Here is a 23,207-nt window from a genome sequence, read left to right on the forward strand (position 1 = left end):
TCTACAGTTCTTGAACTAAGTCGGAAATGCTGTCCAAATCCTCCATTGTCAACGATTTACTGCTGAAATCGCTCAATGTCTTTTCTGTCTCCTGTTTGCCTGCGCAATGTTTCATAATGCTTTGCAAATAGTTTTGAATCCCGTTCAAAAGATGTTCCATCGTTTTTCTGTAAAATCGGTTTGGCGGAAAGCTGAGATTAAAGTGCAGTTTGTTTTCCGCCGCCAATGCACTGATCTCTATTATTTGCTCACGCTGCCATGAGCGTGTGATGTCCTCTCCGCTTGCAAGCCCCGATAGGTTGAAGGTTTCTTGCCGCTCTGTATCGTTGAATTGCCCTAAGTAGTTAAATCCGATCTCGGGAGCTCCCCCAAACTGTATGCTTTTGTTCTCCGGCTTTGTTATATATTTCAAAATGCCGTATCCGGTCCCTTTCTGAGGTATTCGCCCAAGCGTATCTTTCACTGTTTTCACCGCAGTTCCCAACTCGCCTGGCTCTTTTTGAATCTCAAGAAGCACTGGATACATCGAGGTGAACCACCCGACTGTGCGGCTGATATCCACATTCGGGAGTATGTTTTCCCTTCCGTGTCCCTCCATCGCAATCCGAAGTTTGCTTTCCCCGGTCCAGTCCCGAATCGCTAATGCTGCTGCTGTAAGCAGAATATCTTGTGTATCTGTGCCATAAGCGTGATTTACTTTTTGAAGCAGGACGGTCGTGTCTTCTTCAGAAAGTGTAAAGCGCACTGTGTTTTGGCTGCTGTCATTTGTATCATTGGGCTGCGGCTTTTCATATGGGAGTGCCGCTATTGTTTCCTCTTCTACAGAACGCCAATAAGCTTCTTCTTGAATCAGCTTGCTGCTTTGCGCGTAATCTTGGAGGCGTTCTGCGTACTCCTTATATGAATCTGTCTTGGGCGGAAGCTGAATGGATTGCCCCGCTGCCGCTTGATGATAGCCGGCAGACAAATCTTCAAGCAAAGTCCGCCACGATACCCCGTCAACGACTAGATGGTGAATTGTCAGGAACAAATAGTCTCCCGAAGGCGTTTTAAACCAGCCTGCTCTTAACAACGGCCCTTCTTCTATATTCATCCCTCTTTGAAGACCTGCGACTTCTTTCTCAATTTCATTTTCCCAAGCTTCTGTATCTGAAAAATCTGAGGCATTCAAAGTGTACAATTCTGTTTCATGAATATCTTGATTGATTTGTATTACATGTCCGCTCTCTTTGCGGTATATCATACGAAGTGCGTCATGGTGTTCCGCAAGCTTTTGTAAAGTCTCCCGCAACGGTTTCTCTATCAATCTGCCGGAGTTAAAGAGCATCACAGACTGATTGAAATGGTGTCTGTCTGTTATACGTTGAGTAAGGAACCAGTGCTGGACAGGTGTCAATGGAACTTCGCCCTTCACCGGCCCTTGGTCAATCACTCTTTCTGTTTTGCGAATTACAGCAGATACATCTTTGATTCTCGGGTGCCGGAATAAATCGCTTGCCGTCATACTCCAGCCGTAACGGCCAAGACGTGCAGATACTTGAAGAGCTTTGATTGAATCTCCGCCCAGTTCAAAAAACGAATCCTCGATTCCGATTTTCTCAAGGCCAAGCACTTCCTGCCATATCAGCGCAAGCTGTTCTTCAAGCTCACTTCGAGGCTGTACGTACTTTGATTTTGATGAGAGTTCCGGTTCAGGGAGCGCTTTTCTGTCCAGTTTCCCGTTTGCGGTCAGTGGAAGAGCGTCCATTTCAATCATATATACAGGTATCATATATCCCGGTAATGTGCTGGAAAGCTGTGAACGTACTTTTTCAGCATCCATGTCTGCTTGCAAACTCATGTATGCGACTAACTCTTTGCTTCCAGACTGTCCCGGGCGCGCCAATACAGCAGCTTCCTTGACTCCGTCTATATGCCGAATCGCTGTTTCTATTTCACCAAGCTCGACCCGGTAGCCGCGGATTTTCACCTGCTCGTCCATACGCCCGGCATATTCAATGGTTCCATCCGGCAGCCAGCAGGCTAAATCGCCGGTTCGGTACATTCGTTCGCCAGTTGCAAAAGGGTTAGGCACAAATTTTTCTTTTGTTAACTCAGGACGGCCAAGATAGCCTCTTGCTACTCCATCACCGCCAACACATAATTCTCCGACTGCTCCAATCGGCTGAAGCATTCCCCAGTTGTTTAAAATATAAGCTGTTGAATTTCCAATCGGACGGCCAATCGGTATTGAATGCTCGTAGTATCTCTCAATCTCAAAGCAGGTTGAGAACGTCGTATTTTCAGTCGGCCCATATCCATTCCATATTGCCAGTGACGGACAGGCTTTCCGAATCCGATTGACGTGGCTGGCAGATAAAGCCTCACCGCCTATGATCAATGTGGACAGACCGGCAAACGTATTCTCATTCTGTTCGGTCAAATGATTAAAAAGAGGTGAAGTCAGCCATAATGTTGTGATTCCGTTTTGGTGTATGTATGTCTCAAGCTGATGGGAATCAAGGAACGTTTCTTTGTCGGCCATATATAGAGCTGCGCCATTAAGCAGCGGCCCGAATATTTCAAAAGTGGTTACATCGAAACCAAATGAAGAAGTCATCAGAAGCCGGTCTGAAGGTGTAACCTCAATATAATTGCTGTTTGTCACAAGACGAATGACACTTCGCTGCTCAATCATTACTCCTTTTGGTTTTCCAGTTGATCCGGATGTATAGATGATATAGGCAAGTGAATCCGGTCCGGCAAGTGATTCAAGGTTTTCCGTATCATTTCCTTGCTCTTGAATCGCTTCGATGAAAATTTGTTCATATTCTCCTTCTATATTTAAGAAATCTTTCCCGAGTTTTTCTGATTGAAGGAGAATTCCAGCCCCGCTATCTGACAGCATCCATTCTATTCGTTCTGACGGCGTGTCTTCTCCGATAGGAAGATAAGCCCCTCCTGCTTTCAAAATTCCTAATATTCCGGCTGCAAGCTCTGGTGTGCGCTTAGTCAATAAAGCTACGACACTTTCAGGACCGACCCCTTTTGCCCGGAGCACCGCCGCGATCCTGTTCGCCCGATTGTTCAGTTCATGATAAGTCAATGTTTGTCCATGGCTGACAACGGCTGCGGCATCAGGCGTTTTTGCCGCTTGTCTTTCAAAAAGGCGGCTGACTGTTTCATGCCTTGGATATTCCATTTTTGTACGGTTGAATTCGTGAATGATTAATCTTGTCTCATCTTCATCAACTATATTGATTTTCCCTAGAGTCACTGTATGATCTTCGGTGATTTTCCGGAAGATATGAATCAAGTATTTCAGCCATTGTTCTATTGTTTTTTTCTTGTATAAATCAGTATTATATTCCAGATGAAAACGGAGCTCCCCTTTGGGTTCTTCCGATGCATAAAGTGCCAAATCGAATTTGGACACTTTATGCTCAATATCAGCAGACCGGAGACGCAAATCTTCCAGCATCAGATTTTCATGATCTATGTTTTGAAGAGCGAACATGACGTCAAACAACGGATTGCGGCTTGTGTCTCGATAAACGTCGAGCTTTTCGACCAGTTCTTCAAATGGATAATCCTGATGTTCATAAGCTTCCAGCGCTGTCTGACGGACTTCCTGCAAATAGTCTGTGAAACCCTTTCCGCTCTCCGGGCGTATCCGAAGCGCCAACGTGTTCACAAACATGCCGAGCACAGGTTCAAGGTCTTCATGCGGACGGCCGGCGATCGGCGATCCGACCACAATCTCCTCTTGCCCGCTGAGACGGGCCAATAGAGCTGAGTAGGCCGCAAGAAGCACCATATATAAGGTGCTGCCGTTTTCCCGCGCGAGGCGGTTCAGGCCGGACGTGACTTCTTGGTCCAGAGTAAATGAGATCTTGTCACCGGCGAAGCTTCGCACCGCCGGGCGGGGCTTGTCCGCCGGCAGTTCAAGCACAGGCAGCTCCCCTCCGAGCTGCTTCAGCCAATAAGATTCCTGCTTCTGATATGTGTCGCTTTTTTTGAATTCCTGCTGCCACGCGGCGTAATCTTTGTATTGGATGCGCAGCGGCTCAAGCTTCCGCCCGGCGTACAATGCCCCGAATTCCCGAATGAGCGTATTGACTGAGACGCCGTCAGAAATGATGTGATGCATGTCGACCAAAAGGACATGCCGCTCGTTTGTTTCTCTTACGAGTCCCGCTCTGAAAAGCGGAGCCTGGCTGAGATCAAAGGGACGTACAAACGCATCAGCCGAGTTCTCTTCGGTCACCGTAAACGGCACCTCATGATGGATGCGCTGTACCGGCTCCCCTCCGTTTCCGGTTTCAAAGGACGTCCGGAGCGACTCATGGCGGCTGATCAGCGCTTGGAAAGCTGCCTCCATTCGTTTACGGTCAAGCTTGCCTTCCAGCTCAAGCACCGCAGGCATGTTGTAGCCGACGCCTCCGTCTTCCAGCTGCTGAAGGACATACATCCGTTTTTGCGCCGAGGAGACCGGATAGGTGTCCCGTTTTTCGGCCGGTTCAATCGCCGCATACGGGCTTTCCTCCAACTCGCGGATGACAGAAGCCAGCCCTTCTATGGTCGGTCGGGCAAATACGTCTTTAAGCGGTACTTGGACGCCGAATGTCTTGGCGATCCGTGAAATCAGTGCCGTTGCTTTTAACGAGTGGCCTCCCCGGTCAAAAAAGTCGTCCGTGATACCGACAGGACCGTTTTTCAGCACGTCTTCCCAAAGCTGGGCCAGCTTCATTTCGGTAAGATTTCTTGGTGCCTTGTATGATTCTTGACCAGCTGCTCCATCAGGAGCGGGCAAAGCCTTCCGGTCAAGCTTCCCGCTTGGTGTGATCGGCCATGTGTTGATTTGCACAAAATGAGCGGGGATCATATAGCCGGGCAGCACGTGCGCAAGCTGTGCCCGCACGTCGTTTTTATCACGCCCCTGGATATAAGCGCATAGCTCTGCCTCCCCGCTGTCTGTGCGGGTGATGACGGCTGCTTCCTGTACGCCTTCCAGGCTCCGGAGAGCTGATTCAATTTCGCCGGGTTCGATCCGGTAGCCTCGGATTTTGACTTGATCGTCCAAACGGCCGAGGAACTCAACCTGTCCGTCCGGCAGCCAGCGCGCTGAATCCCCCGTTTTGTACATTCGGTCCCCCGGATAAAACGGATCAGTGAGAAAGCGTTCCGTCGTTAACTCGGGGCGATTCAGATAGCCTCTGGCCACCCCATTCCCGGCGATATACAGTTCGCCTATGACACCCGCAGGCTGAACAGCCATCTGAGGGTCCAAGATATAAAGACGCGCGCCCGGCACGGGCTTTCCGATCGGAAGACGCAGCCGTTCACTGTCTTTTTCTCTGTCACACACGTAAAATGCCGCATCCACCGTGGCTTCTGTCGGCCCGTAGCCGTGGATCAGAGACGTCTCCGGCAAAAGATCAGCAAATCGGGCCGCTGCTTGGGGCGTGAGCGGTTCGCCTCCGGCGAATACCCGCTTAAGACCTGTCGTGAGCCCGTCCCTTCGCTCAGGCGTTTCCATCTCCAGCTGATCTAAGAAGCTGTTCAGCATCGCAGGAATGAAGTGAGCCGTTGTCACCCGTTCCTGCGTGAATGCCTCTGCCATGAGCGCCGGATCTTTTTCCCAGCCGGACGGAAGCAGATAGGCCGAAGCGCCTGAGAGTGTCCACCAGAACAGCTGCCAGACAGAGGCGTCAAATGAAAATGACGTTTTCAGCACAATGACATCCTCTTGATGTAACGGAAACTGCCGTTGCATGCCGGTCAGAAAAGAAACCGCCTGGCGATGCTCCACCGCCACGCCCTTTGGCTGTCCCGTAGAGCCGGAGGTATAAATGAGATACGCCAGAGAGCCGCCATCGGCTGTGCCTGCAGGCACTTCTGAAGTATCGCCATCCACAAGCGCCTCCATATCCACTTCAAGCGTCTCACCTGAAAAATCGGGAACCGTTAAACCAGACTGTGTCAGCATAAGAGAAGCCCCGCTGTCTTTCAGCATGTAGCTCAGGCGCCCGTCAGGATACGCCGGATCAAGCGGCAGATAAGCGCCGCCCGCTTTCAAAACGGCCAGTACGGCAATCATCATTTCCGGCGAGCGCTCGGCAAGGATGCCGACAATGCTTTCTTTCGTCACGCCTTTCGCCGCAAGGCGTACGGCCAGCCTGTTTGAATACGCATCAAGCTCCCCGTATGTCAGGCTCCCATTAGCGAAGTGAATCGCCGGCCGATCCGGCGTAAGCGCCGCCTGGTGTGTAAACAGGCCGTGGAGAGTCGGAGCTATAGGTGAAACAGCTTCTGTTTTGTTGAATTCAGAAACAATTTGCCGTGTTTTGCTTTCATTTAGCAATGGAATCTGTGAAGCACGTATCTCAGGGTCAGCGATAACAGATGCAATCATTTGCTGCATATACCCTTCGATCTCTTGCATCATGCTGGTGTCATACAAATCTGTATGAAAATTGATCCGTACATATAAAGAGGATCCTGGAATGACTTTTATACTGCACCCGTAGTTGGTTTCCTCAGCCATCGAAAAGTCCTCCACCGAAAAATCAAACGCCCCGGTCTGGTTCAATCCCTCAATTTCCTGCTGTGTCGGCACATTTTCAAATACGATAATATGATCGATCAGTTCCTGCTTGAGTGCGCTTTGCGCTTGAATATCATACAAAGGAAAATAACTATAAGCTTCTGCTTTCAGTAACTCCTTTTGCATATGCCTGACCAGATCCGAGAAGGAAAGCGCTCCGCTTTGGACGCGAACGGGAACTGTATTGATAAAAAGCCCGACCATGCCCTCCACGTCTGCAAGCTCCGTTGGTCTGCCGGAAATTACAGAACCGAACACAGAATCGTCACTGTTATTGAATCGTTGCAGCATCAGTCCCCACAACGCTTGAAAAACCGTGCTCAGCGTCGCCCCGGAAGCTGCTGCAATTTGCTGTAATCCGGCGGTTTGCTGTTCCGAGATTGTAAATACAGCCTGCTGTAATTTCCCTTCTGATGTTTGAACACTTTTTCTTGGCAAGGATGATGTCTTTTCAATATCTTGAAGCCGCTCTTTCCAATACTTTGCCGCCTCTTCGCGGTCTTGCCGCATCAGCCACTTGATATATTTTCCGTACGGCTGAACCGGAGGAAGGTAAGGATGACGCCCTTCGCCCAGGGCCTGATACATGTGGAGAAAATCTTTAATGACAATGCCGAGGCACCATCCGTCCATCAAAATATGGTGATGGCTCCAAATACAGACATAGCGCTCAGGTGCCAATTTCAAAATGGATACCCTCATAAGGACATCTGTTTGCAGATCAAAGCCTTTGGACTTATCTTGTTGCCGGAAGGTTTCGATATATTTCTCTTCATCTGACTTATCAAGACGGGAAATATCCTCAAACTGAACGTTGCATGGACGGCTTTTGAGCACGACTTGCCTAGGCTTGGCTACATTTTTGTGAATGAAAGTTGTACGAAAGATGTCATATCGGCCAACAATGGCATCCATACTTTTTTGGAAGCGTTCCAAGTCTAGCCTTCCGTTGATGGTAAAGGATGCCTGTTCAAAATAGGCTCTTGATTGTTCATCAAACAGCGAATGAAAAAGCATGCCCTCCTGCATAAATGACAGGGGATAAATATCCTGAATTTCGGATTGTTGCGACATGTAGCGCCTCTCCTTTTTCTATAGTTTGTTGACGGCTCCCATAATTTCACTGAGGTCTTCTAGCGTTAACTCCTCATCACTGAAATCAGCGGCACTCCATTCGCGGTTTTCTTTAGCCGCACAGTGCCGTATGATGTCTTCGAGAATACGTTTAAAATATCCGGCGAATGTTTGGATCGTCTGCGCCTCATATTGATAGCGGTTATAGACAATGTGCATTTTCAGACATCCTGACGAAACGGCGCCGCTAATATCAAGAATATAAGGGCGCTCCCAATCCGGGCTTATCTCGTCTCCTGTTTGAACCGGAGAAACTTCAAACGAATTCATTTGTATATCTTGATCAAACTGGCCTAAATAGTTAAAACTGATTTCAGGGCTGTTTGAAATATTCCCTGCCTCATTCCAAATACCGCTTACGTATTTTAGAACTCCGTAGCCGACGCCTTTATGAGGGATGCGGCGCATCATGTCTTTCGTACGTTTAATATGGTAGCCAAGCCGCTCTTTTTCATCGGTATGTTCAGAAACAGCCATGTCAAGCAAAACCGGATAAATCGAAGTGAACCACCCGACTGTTCGGCTTAGATCAATGTTCTCAAGGTATGATTCCCTGCCGTGTCCTTCCATGCTGATTTTCAGATGATCATAGCCTGTCCATTCCTGTAAGGAAAGCCCTAAAGCGGCAAGCAGGATATCATTGGTGTCAGTGGTGTAAGCCTTGTTGACGGATGTTAACAGCTGCTCTGTGTCCTGTCTGGAAAGCTCGAAATCAATTACATTGGTATCTTTGAGCTTATTAGATGACACGGCGTAATCTCTAGGAAGGCGTTCAACATGCTGTTTTTCACGCTCTGTCCAGTAATCTATTTCACGGAAAAGCCCGCGTGTGTCAGAGTAGGCAGCCAATTGATGGGCATAATCATGAAAAGAATCCGTTTTTTGCGGGAATACGATTGGTTTTCCTGCCAGTGCTTGTTCATAGCCAATCTCGAAATCTTCAAACAAAATTCGCCAAGATACACCGTCGATAACGAGATGATGAATAGCGAGCAGCAAATGGTCTCCGTCTGAAGCACGGAACAAACCGGCATGAAGCAGAGGACCTGTTTCCAATTGAATGTTTTGCTGGATACGATCTGCCGTCTCTGCAATCCGTCTCTTTTCCTCACTTGACAGACCGGCCGGATGATCAGTTGCTTTTGCATGATCATCTTTTATATCAAACTGTTGAAAGAAATATAATTCTTCATCAGTGAGATCAATGCCTCGGTTAACCTGCACCGGCTTGCTCTCTATATTCCGGCAGACGATTCGTAATGCGTCATGGTGCTTTACCAAACTTTTCAGAACTTCTCTGAGAGCGCTGCTGTTAAATCGGTCAGCTCGATACAGCATGACGGACTGATTAAAATGGTGAACTGACGTCATTGACTGGGAAAAAAGCCAATGCTGTACAGGTGTCCAAGGCATTTCACCGCTAACAGGCGCTTGGTCGATCACACGTTCAATTTTACGGACACGTGCGGACAGCTCACCCAATGTCTGATGCTCAAACAGTTCCCGCACTGTCGTTTCAAACCCGTGCTGCTTCAGTCTTGCACAGACTTGCAGCGCCTTAATTGAATCTCCGCCAAGTTCAAAGAAATTCGCGCTGACACCAAGCTGCTCAAGCCCCAGCAGTTCCTCCCAAATCTCAGCCATCACCTTTTCAGTGTCATTTCTCGGCAAAATATCATCAGATATATGGGTGCCCGCATCTGGTTCAGGGAGCGCCTTTTGATCAAGCTTTCCGTTACTTGTAAGCGGCATGCTGTCAAGCTGCATGAATCGGGCCGGTATCATATAATCTGGCAAAACGGCTTTCAGGGAGGCGCGGATTTTTGATTGATTCAGTTTGCGATCTGTCTCTGAGATCAGATAAGCATAAATGGTATGCTGTCCTTGTTCATCAAGCCTTGTAATTACAGCCGCTTCTTTAATCAGTGAATGTTTGAGAAGAGCCGCTTTGATTTCACCGAGTTCTATACGGTGCCCTCTGACTTTCACCTGGTTATCTATCCGGCCATCATATTCAAGCTCGCCATTCGGCAGCCGCTTGGCGATGTCTCCCGTGCGGTACAGCCTGTCGCCAGGCACATAGGGATTCGGAATAAATCTTGCTGCAGTCAGCTCTTCCCTGTTTACATATCCCTTCGCTACTCCAGCGCCGCCAACATACAGCTCGCCGGGGACCCCTATAGGCTGAAAATTCATATAATCGTCCAATACATATGCTGTAAGGGTTGCGAGCGGTTTCCCGATATTGCTTTTATTCGCTGCGATATCTGTATCGGTCAGCTTTTTATACGTCACATGGACAGTCGTTTCGGTAATGCCGTACATATTAATCAGGTCTGTCTCAGGATATTTGCCTTTCCAGCTGTGCAGCATCCCGGGCTGTAATGCCTCCCCCCCGAAAATGACGTAACGGACGCTTAATGCATCGGCATGAGATTGTTCTTCATGCATGAGACTGTAAAAAGCCGTCGGCGTCTGATTCAGTACGGTTACCCCTTCTTCTTTCAGCAGCAGCCGATAAGCATTCGGGTCCCGGGCTGTTTCTTTTGAAACCACAACTAATGTGCCGCCGTTTAAGAGTGCGCCAAACATTTCCCACACAGAAAAATCAAAGCAATATGAATGGAACAATGTCCACACATCCTGAGGACCAAAATCAAAAGGCAGTTCTTTATGTTTCAATAAGCTGACTACATTGCGATGCTCGACTGCAACTCCCTTTGGCTGGCCGGTCGTACCTGATGTGTAGATGATATATGCAGGCTGTTCTGCGCGGACAGGCGGTTTTTGCTCATCACTCGCTGGTTCGTTCTCGGCATCTTCTATATACAAAATTTCCCCTTGATAACCGTCAGGTCTCTTTTTCGCAGCATGGGTCAGCAACATCTCTGCTCCGCTGTCATTAAGCATGAAACTGATACGTTCCTGAGGATAATCGGGATCAATCGGCAGGTAGGCTCCGCCCGCTTTCAGAATGGCAAGAATTCCGATCAGCATATCGGGTGAGCGTTCTGTCATCAAGCCGACAATTTGTTCAGAGCGTACTCCCTTTTTCATCAGCATAGCTGCTGCCCGTTCTGCTTGATCATTCAGCTCGCGGTAAGTCAGCCGGTGATCGTCCATCACCACTGCTATATGCTCCGGTGTTTCTTTTGCCCAATTTTCAAATAAATCCGGAAGACTTTTATTGCTCGGATAGTCAGATAAATGATGCATATTGTCCAGCAACATACGTTGCTCTGAGCCTCCAAGCATCTGCATATCAGCCAGCTTCACGTCTGTATCGGCCGTTATACTTCTCAGCAGTTCCTTGAAATGATTGGCCCAGCGCGCAACGGTTTCGTGCTCAAATAATGCGGTGCTGTACTCAAAGCAGCAGCGAATTCCTTCCTTGTTTTCCTCAGCGTGCAAGGTCAGATCGAATTTAGACGCCTCATGCGGCAGCTTGCGAGAAGATATTGCCAGCCCGGGCAATTCAAGCTGAAAATCTTCACTGCTTTGAAGCACAAGCATCGCATCGAAAAGCGGATTGCGGTTCAATTCTCTTTGAGTTCCGAGCTTGTTTGTGAGCTCCTCAAAAGGATAATCCTGATGTTCAGATGCGGTAAGGGCCACTTCTTTAATTTCTTGCAAATAAGATCTGAAAGACTTTTCTCCTTCTGGCTGGCTCCGCATCGCAAGGGTATTCACAAACAGTCCGATGACCGGCTCCAAATCGGCATGCCGTCTTCCGGCAGCAGGTGAACCGACTACAATATCCTTCTGTCCGCTTAGCTTAGATAGCAGAATCGAATAGGCAGCAAGAAGCACCATATACAACGTACAGCCCGTTTCAGACATGATGCGATGAAGCCCTTCTGCGGTCTCGCGATCAATTTCTGCTTCAAATGTCCCGCCGCTGAAATCAGGCAGAAGCGGACGGTTTTTATCAAGCGGCAGTTCTAATACAGGCAGGCCGCTGAGCTGTTTCAGCCAGTAATCTTCCTGTTTGCTGAATAACTGCCGCGCAAACTGCTCTTTTTGCCAGACTGCAAAATCCTTGTACTGCAGCTTTAATGGATGAAGCGTCTTGCCGCAGTACAGGTCTGTGAATTCTTGGATAAGTGTGCTCATAGAGACACCGTCAGCAGCAATGTGATGCATATCCAGCAACAGATAATGATGATCATTTTCTAAAACGATTAAGCATGCTCTAAGCAGCGGTGCGTTTGTCAAAACAAACGGCTGTATAAATGACTGCATCGTCTGTTTTAGCTGGCTTTTTGATTCAATCTGAAGCTCGGTAAACTCCGGTGTCAGGCTTACATGGACTTGCTGCATCGGTTCACCATTGTGTATGACAAACGAAGTGCGGAGTGATTCATGCCGGTTCACGAGTTCCGTGACAGCCTGTTTCAGCCGCTGGCGATCGAGCTTTCCGTGCAGTTCCAGCGCTGCCGGCATATTGTATCCTGTACCGTTCTCCTCCAGTTGATGAAGGGTATACATCCTTTTCTGTGAAAAAGACAGCGGGTACAGTTCTCTTGATTGCGCTGGAACAATTGTTGTAAATGTTTGTTCTTTTAAGCTTTCGATTTTAGCTGCCATGCTTTCTACTGTCGGATATATAAACACTTCGCTGAGCGGCAGCTGGATATTCAGCTTTTTATGTATTCTTGATACAAGTGTGGCGGCTTTTAATGACTGCCCGCCTAAGTGGAAGAAATCATCGCGTATGCCGATCTGCTTCTTATTCAGCACGTTTTTCCAAATCGCGGTTAATTCAGATTCAATAATCGTGCGAGGCGGTTCATACGTATGAACTGAGTCCGCCATGTTCATCGGTTCCGGCAAAGCTGAGCGGTCCAGTTTTCCGCTTGAAGTTAACGGCATCTTGTTTATTTTTGTAATACTCGCCGGAATCATATAAGCCGGTAATTTCCCAGCAAGATGAAGATGTACGTCTGGAAGCCCGTCTCCCTTTTGCGGAACGATATAAGCGAAAAGTTCCCGTTCGTCTGAAGGGGTTTCACGTGCTACGACCGCCGCTTCTTTTACTCCCGGTATGTTTCGGAGAACTGCTTCTACTTCCCCCAATTCAATCCGGTAGCCTCTAATTTTCACTTGGTCATCAAAACGCCCGATATATTCTAACGTTCCGTCCTGCAGCCAGCGCGCCGCATCTCCCGTCCGGTATAGGCGTTCTCCTTCTCGAAACGGATGTGATGTAAATGCTTTTTGCGACAATTCAGTCTGTTTAAAGTAGCCTTGCGCCAAACCTGCGCCTCCGATACAAAGTTCACCCGATGCGCCTATCGGCTGCAATTGGTTACCGATTAAAATACACACTTCGGTATTGGCAATCGGACGCCCGATCGTAATACATGATTCCTGATTCAGATGACGAAGCACGGTCGTTGCAACACTGTTTTCTGTCGGCCCGTATTCGTTTGCTAATTCTGTGTGCGGACAAATTTCCCGGCTGGCTTCAAGTAAATCTGCGGTGACCGGCTCCCCCGCAAATGTCACAACGCGCAGGGTCTTGGCTTCTTCTTTTTCTAAAACTTCCAGCAAAACCCGATGCAGTGAAGGCACAATCAGCAGATGAGTGACCCGATGTTTGGCTATGGTTCTCTTAATTGCGAGTACATCTTTCGCATCATCGTCATTTGTCAAAATCACACAGGCACCTGATAAAAGCGGAGTGAACAAGCTCGTCACGCAGCCGTCAAAGACATATGAAAACAGGTGCAGCGCGGTATCTTGACCGCTCATGCCGTACTCTTCCCGTCTCCATTGCAATGTATTTGCAATTCCACGGTGGTCCACAAGAACTCCTTTAGGCCGTCCGGTCGTTCCTGAAGTGTAGATGAGATAGGCCAGCTTTCCGGCTCGTATTGTCGTTGGAAGCGGATCGGTATTATGTGACAAGGTTTCCTCTGTTGTCACAGTGTCTCCGGCATAATCCGAAGGCACAGTCGAAATGAGTTCATCCTCTGTCAGCAGCAAAGATGTTTCGCTGTCATCTAACAGAAAAGACAGCCGTTCAGACGGATAGCCGGGATCAAGAGGCATATATGCACTGCCCGCTTTCCAAATCCCGAGCAGAGCCGCTGCCATTTCCTTTGACCGTCGCATCATGACGGCCACGATGCTGCCAGGTTTTGCTCCCTTTTCCTTAAGCACACGCGCCATCTGGTTCGCCCTTTCGTCTAATTGGCGATATGTCCAGTGCGTATCGTCCAGCACAAGAGCTGTCGCTTCAGGAGTCTCGGCGGCCTGGTCTTCAAATAATTCGTAAACCGTTTTTTTCGGATAAGATCTGTCCGTCTTGTTAAATGTATGAATGAGCATTTGTTCCTCGACAGGTACAATATCAATGTTCTCGACTGCAATATCCGGATCAGACAGGATGCAATCCAGCGCTTTTTTCAGGTGGCCCTGAATTCGAAGCATATCCTCCTGCTTATACATGGAAGCATTGTAGCTGAATTTTATATAAAAGTTATCTCCAGGCACAATCACGACATTAAGGTCATAATTGGTTTCTTCTGACATTGAAAAATCCCCAAGCTTCAATGCGTTTTCTTCTTGGTCCTGCCAAGCGCCGACTGCCTTTTGTATCTGGACAGGGTAATTTTCAAACACAAGAATGTGATTGAGTAAGCCCTGCTTTAGAGGGCTTCGATTCTGAATCTCATAGAGAGGATAATAACCATGATTTTCAGATGCTAATGTGTCCTTTTGCACTTCTTTGACAAGAGAAGAAAATGACATCCCTCCGTGCGCGCGCACCCGAACGGGAATGGTGTTAATAAACAGACCGACCATTGATTCTATTCCGTCAATCGTTGAAGGGCGGCCGGAAATGACAGAGCCGAACACGGCATCATTCGTTGCGTTGTATCTATGCAGCATGACTCCCCATATACTCATAAATAGGGTATTTAAAGTCACTCCTAAGCTCCGGGATAAGGCTGTGAGTTTTTCAACGGCAGATGGGTCAAGAGAGAAATGAATCTGTTCCGATACGTACACACCGTCCTTACGCCTGTTGTTCGTAAGCGGAATGGAAGCTGTCTGGCCGTAATCACTCAGGTAGCCGTCCCAATACACACCCGTTTCTTCCTTGTTCTGTTCGCCGAGCCATCCAATATATCTGCTGTAGGGAACCGTACTGCCAAGCTGCAGCGGGTCGCTGTTTTTCAGAGAATAATAGATATGAAAGAATTCCTTCAGAACAATGCCCAGACACCAGCCGTCCATGATGATATGGTGATGTGTCCATACACAAGTATGTCGGTTTTCACCCATATCAAAAAGAGTAAGCCGCATGAGCGGGTCTTTTTGCAAATCAAATCCTTTTTCTCTGTCCTTCTTTTTATATTCTTCAATGAAAATGTGCTGTTCTTTTATCTTCATGCCAGAAATGTCTTCTTTTTTCACAGTCAGTTCACGACTTGTCAGAACAACTTGCTGCGGGCCGGAGAGATCAGGAACCTCCTTAATAAAAATCGTTCTGAAAATATCATACCGAGAAACCAGCAGATTCAAGCTTTTTTGAAATGAGTCTATACATAGATTTCCGTTAATGGTGAACGATGTCTGCTCTACATAAGCTTTCGAGTCACCATGAAGCAATGAATGAAACAGCATACCTTCCTGCATATACGATAAAGGGTAAATGTCTTGAATCCCTGTAGCTTGCGTCATCTCACACACACCTTTTTTCAAAGTTAAAGATCTTTTACAAGATTTGCGATGCTTGATAGTGCTGCTGATGTCATTTCTTTGTTGCTGAAATCGCTCAGCGTTTTTTCACGTTCCTTTTTTCCCGAACAATGTTCAATGGCACTGATGATATGCTTTCGAAAGCTCTCCATGAAGAGTTCGATGGTTCTATGATAAAACACCTGAGTGTACACTGCTTTTACTTGTAGCTGACCGCTGATTATCATGGCATTGATGTCCAACGCATACTCTCTGTACCGCTCGCCGGCTATTTCATAACGCGGCTGGTAAGAGGACATTCGAAGCGTCTTTGAATCCTCTATATCGTTAAACTGTCCGAGATAATTGAAACTGACCTCTGGTTCTCTGTTCCAGTCTTCATTTTCTGTCATGTATTCTAATAGCCCATAGCCGGTTCCTTGATTCGGCACTCTTCTCAGCATGTCCTTTGTCGCTTTGATTCGGCTGGCGAGCTTATCGTCTGAATGATTTGCGTCCATGTTAAGAAGGACAGGATAGACAGAAGTAAACCAGCCCACCGTTCGTGAAATATCAATATCGGAAACGTGTCCTTCCCTGCCGTGTCCTTCAGTGCTGATTACAATTTGTTCGTTTCCTGTCCACTCGGCCAACGCCATGCCCAATCCAGTCAGTAACAGTTCATTTACATCTGTGCCATAGGCTTGCTGAGTTTCAAATAGCAGCTTACTGGTCCAATCGCCTGAAAGTATTAATGATGCTGTGCCGGCATTTTTTTGCAGTCCTTCTGAAGCATAAGGCTGGTCTTTGGGCAAAACAGCCGTTTGTGCATTTATAACACTTTCCCAATAAGGTTTTTCCTGCAATAATTTTCTGCTTTCCGCTGATTGCACAAGAGCGTTTGCGTAAGAGAGATACGAATCACTTTTAGGAGGCAATTTGATCTCTCTTCCTTCGAGCGCATGCTGATAAGCTGCTGAAAGGTCCTCCAGCAAAATCCGCCAAGAAACGCCATCTACAACAAGATGATGGATAGCGATAAGAAGGTAATCACCATCCGCCGTTTTGAACAATCCCGCTTGGAGCAAAGGCCCTTGTTCAAGCCGCATCGCTTTTTGAATAAGGACTTCTTCTTTTGCAATTTGTTCTTCTGCATGAATAACAGATTGCGGCTCTTTAGTCCAATCTGTGATATGAAGATGATACAGTTCCTCATCCTGAAGGCCAGTCCCGCGGTTATGCTGAATGATACGCCCTGCCTGATCTTTTGTAAAAACCATGCGAAGCGCATCGTGATGCACTGCCAAGCGGCAAAGCGCTTGACGGAGAGCGTCGTCTCTAAATCCTATCTCATTGAATAACATGACTGACTGATTATAATGGTACCGAAAAGCATCCGGCTGACTGAAAAATCTCCGCTGTATTGGCGTGAGAACAGCTTTTCCTTCAACAGGCCCCTGATCGGCTGCAGAAACGGCCGGTGTAATATGTTCTGTCAGCTTCTGAATGGTTGGAAATTGAAATAAGTCTCTAATCGTCATCTTCCAGCCTTCTGCAGCAAGCCTGGCTGATACTTGCAGCGCCTTAATGGAATCTCCGCCAAGATCGAAAAAGGAATCATGGATGCCGACGCACGAAATACTAAGCACGTCCTCCCAAATGCCGGCCATCATTGTTTGCTTGTCGGTGCAGGGAGCGGTATAAGTCTGTCGCAAGCCTTCGTTCGGAACAGGCAATGCCTTTCTGTCCACTTTGCCGTTAGGCGTCAGCGGTATTTTATCCAGAGCCATGAAATGAGACGGAACCATATATGCAGGTAATTCCTTCACCAGAGCGTCACGGAGAGCTGACGTATCAACATCCGAAGGCACTATATATGCCGCTAGATAAGACTGCCCCTGGGTATCCTTTTGGACTACCGCTGCAGCCTCTTTGACCATGCCCGTCTGAAGCAGTACACTTTCAATTTCTCCCGCTTCAATTCTGTAGCCCTTGATTTTCACCTGGTTGTCCATACGGCCGAGGAAACGAACAGTGCCATCAGGAAGCCAGCATGCTTGATCTCCTGTTCTGTATATCTTTTCATCAGGTATAAATGGATGTTCAGTGAATTTGGCTTCCGTCAATTCAGGTTTACCGTGATACCCTTTCGCCACGCCGGCTCCGCCGATACAAAGTTCTCCGGCAACACCGATCGGCTGTATTTGATCGTAATTGCTGAGTACGTACATGTGGACATTTGGCAGCGGTACGCCGATTGGTACATATTCCTCGTTCACAGCGGCACCCATATTAGCTTCATAGTAACTGGAATCAATGGTGGCTTCTGTCACGCCATAGCTATTGATCAAACGCATCTGTTTGCCAAAACGCTGTGAGAGCGTTTTGAAGTCTTGAGCTTTGATAGTATCTGAACCAAGAACAAGCAAGCGTAAATCTGGCAGCGAAAGATTGCTGCGATATATATAATCCATAAAAGGAACCATGAGAGCCGGTGTTGACTCCATTAATGTAATACGCTGCTGAATCAATAATGCGTACAGCTCAGCAGGCTCCAGCCGGACTTCATCCGGACAAATCACCAGAGTGCCCCCGTTTAATAAAGTCCGTGCCAAGTCACCCGAGAAGACATCAAATGAAAAGCTCGCCATTTGAAGCAGCCTGACAGGGAAACGCTCCAATTGGTAGATCTCACGCCAAGCAAGAGCGGCATGAGTAAAACTTCGATTCTTTATGACAACTCCTTTTGGGGTTCCTGTTGTCCCGGACGTGTATATGATATATGCTGCGTCTTCCGGCCCAGCCACTGGAATCAGATTGGACGCATCCGAATCGTACAGATACTCATCGTCTAGATAAAAAATTTGTGAAACGCCAATACCGGTCAAATCTGCAATCAGGTGTTTGAGGTCCTGCTGAACGAGCAGCGTGACTGCCCCGCTATCCTGAAGAAGTTGCCTGATTCTTCCTTCGGGATAATGCGTATCAATCGGAATATAGGTGCCGCCGGATTTCAGAATCGCCAGAATACTGACCACTGCATCAATTGATCGATTTGCCAAAACAGCAACCGTGGAATTTTGGCCCGTTCCCTTTCTTCTCAGCGTCCTGGCCAGACGATTTGCCCGTTCATTAAGCTGATGATAGGTTATTTGTTTTTCTCCCTCGATAATAGCGATGTGATACGGTGTTTCCTCTGTCTTAGTTTCGAATATATGATGAAACAAATCTGCACTTTGGGAAAATTCAATTTGTGTGTCATTGAATCCCTCTGCAATCATCCGTTTTTCTTGTTCTTCCAATATCTCAAGCCGTGCGAGGACTGTATCGGGACGGGCCGTCACAGACCTCAGAAGTTCAATCAAATGAGAGCTCCACCGTTCCACCGTGTCTTTTAAGAAAACATCTGTGCTGAATTCCATTTCACATTCTATTTGCCCGCCTGATTCTACAGCCGACAAAGTCAGATCAAACACGGAGATCGAATGAATCAAGCTGTTGCGTCTGACTTCTATTTCTGGCAGATGTATGTCGTGTTGTTCCATGTTTTGAAGAATAAACATCGCATCAAACAGCGGATTGCGGCTCATGTCTCTCTGAACGCCTAGCTTTTCGACAAGTTCTTCAAACGGATAATCCTGATGTTCATAAGCTTCCAGCGCTGTCTGACGGACTTCCTTCAAATAGTCTGTGAAACCCTTTCCGCCCTCCGGGCGTGTCCGAAGCGCCAACGTGTTCACGAACATGCCAAGCACAGGTTCAAGGTCTTCATGCGGACGGCCGGCGATCGGCGATCCGATCACAATCTCCTCTTGTCCACTGAGACGGGCCAATAGAGCTGAGTAGGCCGCAAGAAGCACCATATACAGGGTGCTGCCGTTTTCCCGCGCGAGGCGGTTCAGGCCGGACGTGACCTCTTCGTCCAGAGTAAATGAGATCTTGTCACCGGCGAAGCTTCGCACCGCCGGGCGGGGCTTGTCTGCCGGCAGTTCAAGCACAGGCAGCTCGCCTCCGAGCTGCTTCACCCAATAAGATTCCTGCTTCTGATATGTGTCGCCTTTTTTGAAGTCCTGCTGCCATACGGCGTAATCTTTGTATTGGATGCGCAACGGCTCAAGTTTCCGCCCGGCGTACAATGCCCCGAATTCCCGAATGAGCGTATTGACTGAGACGCCGTCAGAAATGATATGATGCATGTCGACCAAAAGGACATGCCGCTCGTTTGTTTCTCTTACGAGTCCCGCTCTGAAAAGCGGAGCCTGGCTGAGATCAAAGGGACGTACAAACGCATCAGCCGAGTTCTCTTCGGTCACCGTAAACGGCACCTCATGATGGATGCGCTGTACCGGCTCCCCTCCGTTTCCGGTTTCAAAGGACGTCCGGAGCGACTCATGGCGGCTGATCAGCGCTTGGAAAGCTGCCTCCATTCGTTTACGGTCAAGCTTGCCTTCCAGCTCCAGCACCGCAGGCATATTGTAGCCAGTGCCTCCATCTTCCAGCTGCTGAAGGACATACATCCGTTTTTGCGCCGAGGAGACCGGATAGGTGTCCCGTTTTTCGGCCGGTTCGATCGCCGCATACGGGCTTTCCTCCAACTCGCGGATGACAGAAGCCAGCCCTTCTATGGTCGGACGGGCAAATACGTCTTTAAGCGGTACTTGGACGCCGAATGCCTTGGCGATCCGAGAAATCAGTGCCGTTGCTTTTAACGAGTGGCCGCCCCGGTCAAAAAAGTCGTCCGTGATACCGACAGGACCGTTTCTCAGCACGTCTTCCCAAAGCTGGGCAAGCTTCATTTCGGTAAGATTTCTTGGTGCCTTGTATGATTCTTGACCAGCCGCTCCATCAGGAGCGGGCAAAGCCTTCCGGTCAAGCTTCCCGCTTGGTGTGATCGGCCATGTGTTGATTTGCACAAAATGAGCGGGGATCATATAGCCGGGCAGCACGTGCGCAAGCTGTGCCCGCACGTCGTTTTTATCAAGCCCCTGGATATAAGCGCATAGCTCTGCCTCCCCGCTGTCTGTGCGGGTGATGACGGCTGCTTCCTGTACGCCTTCCAGGCTCCGGAGAGCTGATTCAATTTCGCCGGGTTCGATCCGGTAGCCGCGGATTTTGACTTGATCGTCCAAACGGCCGAGGAACTCAACCTGCCCTTCCGGCAGCCAGCGCGCCAGATCTCCCGTTTTGTACATCCGTTCCCCAGGATAAAACGGATCAGCGAGAAAGCGTTCCGTCGTTAACTCGGGGCGATTCAGATAGCCTCTGGCCACCCCATTCCCGGCGATATACAGTTCGCCTATGACACCCACAGGCTGAACAGCCATCTGAGGGTCCAAGATATAAAGACGCGCGCCCGGCACGGCCTTTCCGATCGGAAGACGCAGCCGTTCACTGTCTTTTTCTCTGTCACACACGTAAAATGCCGCATCCACCGTGGCTTCTGTCGGCCCGTAGCCGTGGATCAGAGACGTCTCCGGCAAAAGATCAGCAAATCGGGCCGCTGCTTGGGGCGTGAGCGGTTCGCCTCCGGCGAATACCCGCTTAAGACCTGTCGTGAGCCCGTCCCTTCGCTCAGGCGTTTCCATCTCCAGCTGATCTAAGAAGCTGTTCAGCATCGCAGGAATGAAGTGAGCCGTTGTCACCCGTTCCTGCGTGAATGCCTCTGCCATGAGCGCCGGATCTTTTTCCCAGCCGGACGGAAGCAGATAGGCCGAAGCGCCTGAGAGTGTCCACCAGAACAGCTGCCAGACAGAGGCGTCAAATGAAAATGACGTTTTCAGCACAATGACATCCTCTTGATGTAACGGAAACTGCCGTTGCATGCCGGTCAGAAAAGAAACCGCCTGGCGATGCTCCACCGCCACGCCCTTTGGCTGTCCCGTAGAGCCGGAGGTATAAATGAGATACGCCAGAGAGCCGCCATCGGCTGTGCCTGCAGGCACTTCTGAAGTATCGCCATCCACAAGCGCCTCCATATCCACTTCAAGCGTCTCACCTGAAAAATCGGGAACCGTTAAACCAGACTGTGTCAGCATAAGAGAAGCCCCGCTGTCTTTCAGCATGTAGCTCAGGCGCCCGTCAGGATACGCCGGATCAAGCGGCAGATAAGCGCCGCCCGCTTTCAAAACGGCCAGTACGGCAATCATCATTTCCGGCGAGCGCTCGGCAAGGATGCCGACAATGCTTTCTTTCGTCACGCCTTTCGCCGCAAGGCGTACGGCCAGCCTGTTTGAATACGCATCAAGCTCCCCGTATGTCAGACTCCCATTAGCAAAGTGAATCGCCGGCCGATCCGGCGTAAGCGCCGCCTGGCGTGTAAACAGACCGTGGAGAGTCGGAGCTATAGGTGAAACAGCTTCTGTTTTGTTAAATTCGTACAAGATATTCTGTTTTTCGTTTTCTTCGACGAAATCCATATCTTTTATCAGCTGGCTCGGATCGTTCAGGGCGTTTTTCAGCACGGTAAGCAGATGGTGTTGAATCCGTTTGATTTCGTCCGGTGTAAACAGACTTGTTTGATAGTCGAAATTAAGTTGGATGGTTCCGGTATCTATACGTTCTTTAATTAAGATAGACAGCTCGTTTGCGGTATGGCCGCTGAAATACATAGCCGTTTCATAATTCAAACAATCAGCCTGCTGCCATTGAAGAGGCTGATATTGCATCGAGATGCCCACAAGATTATGCAGGTCCTTGTATTCTTTTCTTAACTCATTAACGAGCAAATTATAAGGAAACCTCTGGTGACGCATGACAGAGAGCTGCTCCCTGCCGACACTGCGGACAAAAGAAAGAAAATCTTTGTCGGGATCGACTGTCATTCTAATTGGCAAAGTGCTGACAAACATCCCCAGCATTTCTTTTTCGGCCTTGGAGCCCCGGTTACCATAGTAGGTTCCAATCGCAAGGTCGTTTTTAGATGTAAGGCGGCTGATACATATGTATAGAGAAGCCATAAACAAGGAAATGATGCTGATTTGCTGTTCTTGGCAAAAGTCTCTGATATTTCGTTCTACGTCATGTGAAAGAGTGAGTGTATCTCTGGAAGCGGTTGTGCCGTGCGTTTGAACGGAAGCCTGGTCTGTTAATGAGTGATATTCCGGCGGTTTGCGATAGGCTTGCGTCCAAAATAAACGGTCTTTTTCAAAACGGGAAGAATGTAAGTATTGGTTCTCTTTTTCTATGTAGCTAAGATATGAAGGTTCGTGGTGTGTAGGTACAGGATCTTTTCGGATGAGTGTCAGATAGAGATCGATTATTTGATTTCCCATCAGGTTCAAAGAAATGCCATCCATAATGATATGGTGAAATTTAGCATATAGCCAAACTTCTTCAGTGTTAATTCTTAGGAAGTAAAATTGGTAAAGAGGCGAATGAAACAGCTTGAATGGAATGGAGGTCTGAACATGAATCCATTTTTCGACTTCTTCCAAGCTTTTATTTGCAAAATCAATAATCTCAATGGGCATAGGTTCATGTTCAGTGAGGTAAAGATGAGGTTCTGTGTCTGTTCCTTCTGTCAGCCTAAATCTTATTGCGTCATTTCGGGAGATTGAAAGGTTCAATGCCTGTTGAAGAACTTTTAAGTCTATCGTACCTCTGAATTTCACGCAGGCGGCGAGATTGCAGATGCTTGTGCCGGGCTCCAGCAGTTCTGTAAACCATACTCTTCTTTGAGCATGAGTTAAAAAGTAAGTGTTTCTTTTCAACGTATTCCCTCCAGTTCTAATTTTAAGAGGATAAGAAAGAGAAATAATGACAAAAACAAAAGAGTATATTACTTAATAATCCATATAAG

At 48.2% G+C, this 23,207-nt stretch carries 3 protein-coding genes; all 3 read right to left on the reverse strand.

Translation table 11 applies throughout. From position 1 onward, the window contains the following. Nucleotide 1: 1 nt before the first annotated feature. From AAHT65_RS17010 to AAHT65_RS17020, 3 genes are read right to left on the reverse strand one after another with little or no spacing between them, the layout of a single operon-like run. Nucleotides 2-7,660: an amino acid adenylation domain-containing protein gene (locus AAHT65_RS17010; RefSeq protein ID WP_343310549.1), complete on the reverse strand. Its 7,659-nt coding sequence runs from the start codon at nt 7,658-7,660 to the stop codon at nt 2-4. Between the two features lie 18 nt (nt 7,661-7,678). Then, on the reverse strand, nt 7,679-15,412 hold the full coding sequence (locus AAHT65_RS17015; RefSeq protein WP_343310550.1) for an amino acid adenylation domain-containing protein: 7,734 nt from the start codon (nt 15,410-15,412) through the stop codon (nt 7,679-7,681). Nucleotides 15,413-15,435: 23 nt separating this feature from the next. Then, nucleotides 15,436-23,118 (reverse strand): amino acid adenylation domain-containing protein, encoded by a 7,683-nt coding sequence (locus AAHT65_RS17020; RefSeq protein ID WP_343310551.1) that lies wholly within the window; start codon nt 23,116-23,118, stop codon nt 15,436-15,438. Nucleotides 23,119-23,207: the final 89 nt, after the last annotated feature.

The sequence above is a fragment of the Bacillus atrophaeus genome (assembly GCF_039519175.1).
Taxonomy (GTDB): domain Bacteria; phylum Bacillota; class Bacilli; order Bacillales; family Bacillaceae; genus Bacillus; species Bacillus atrophaeus.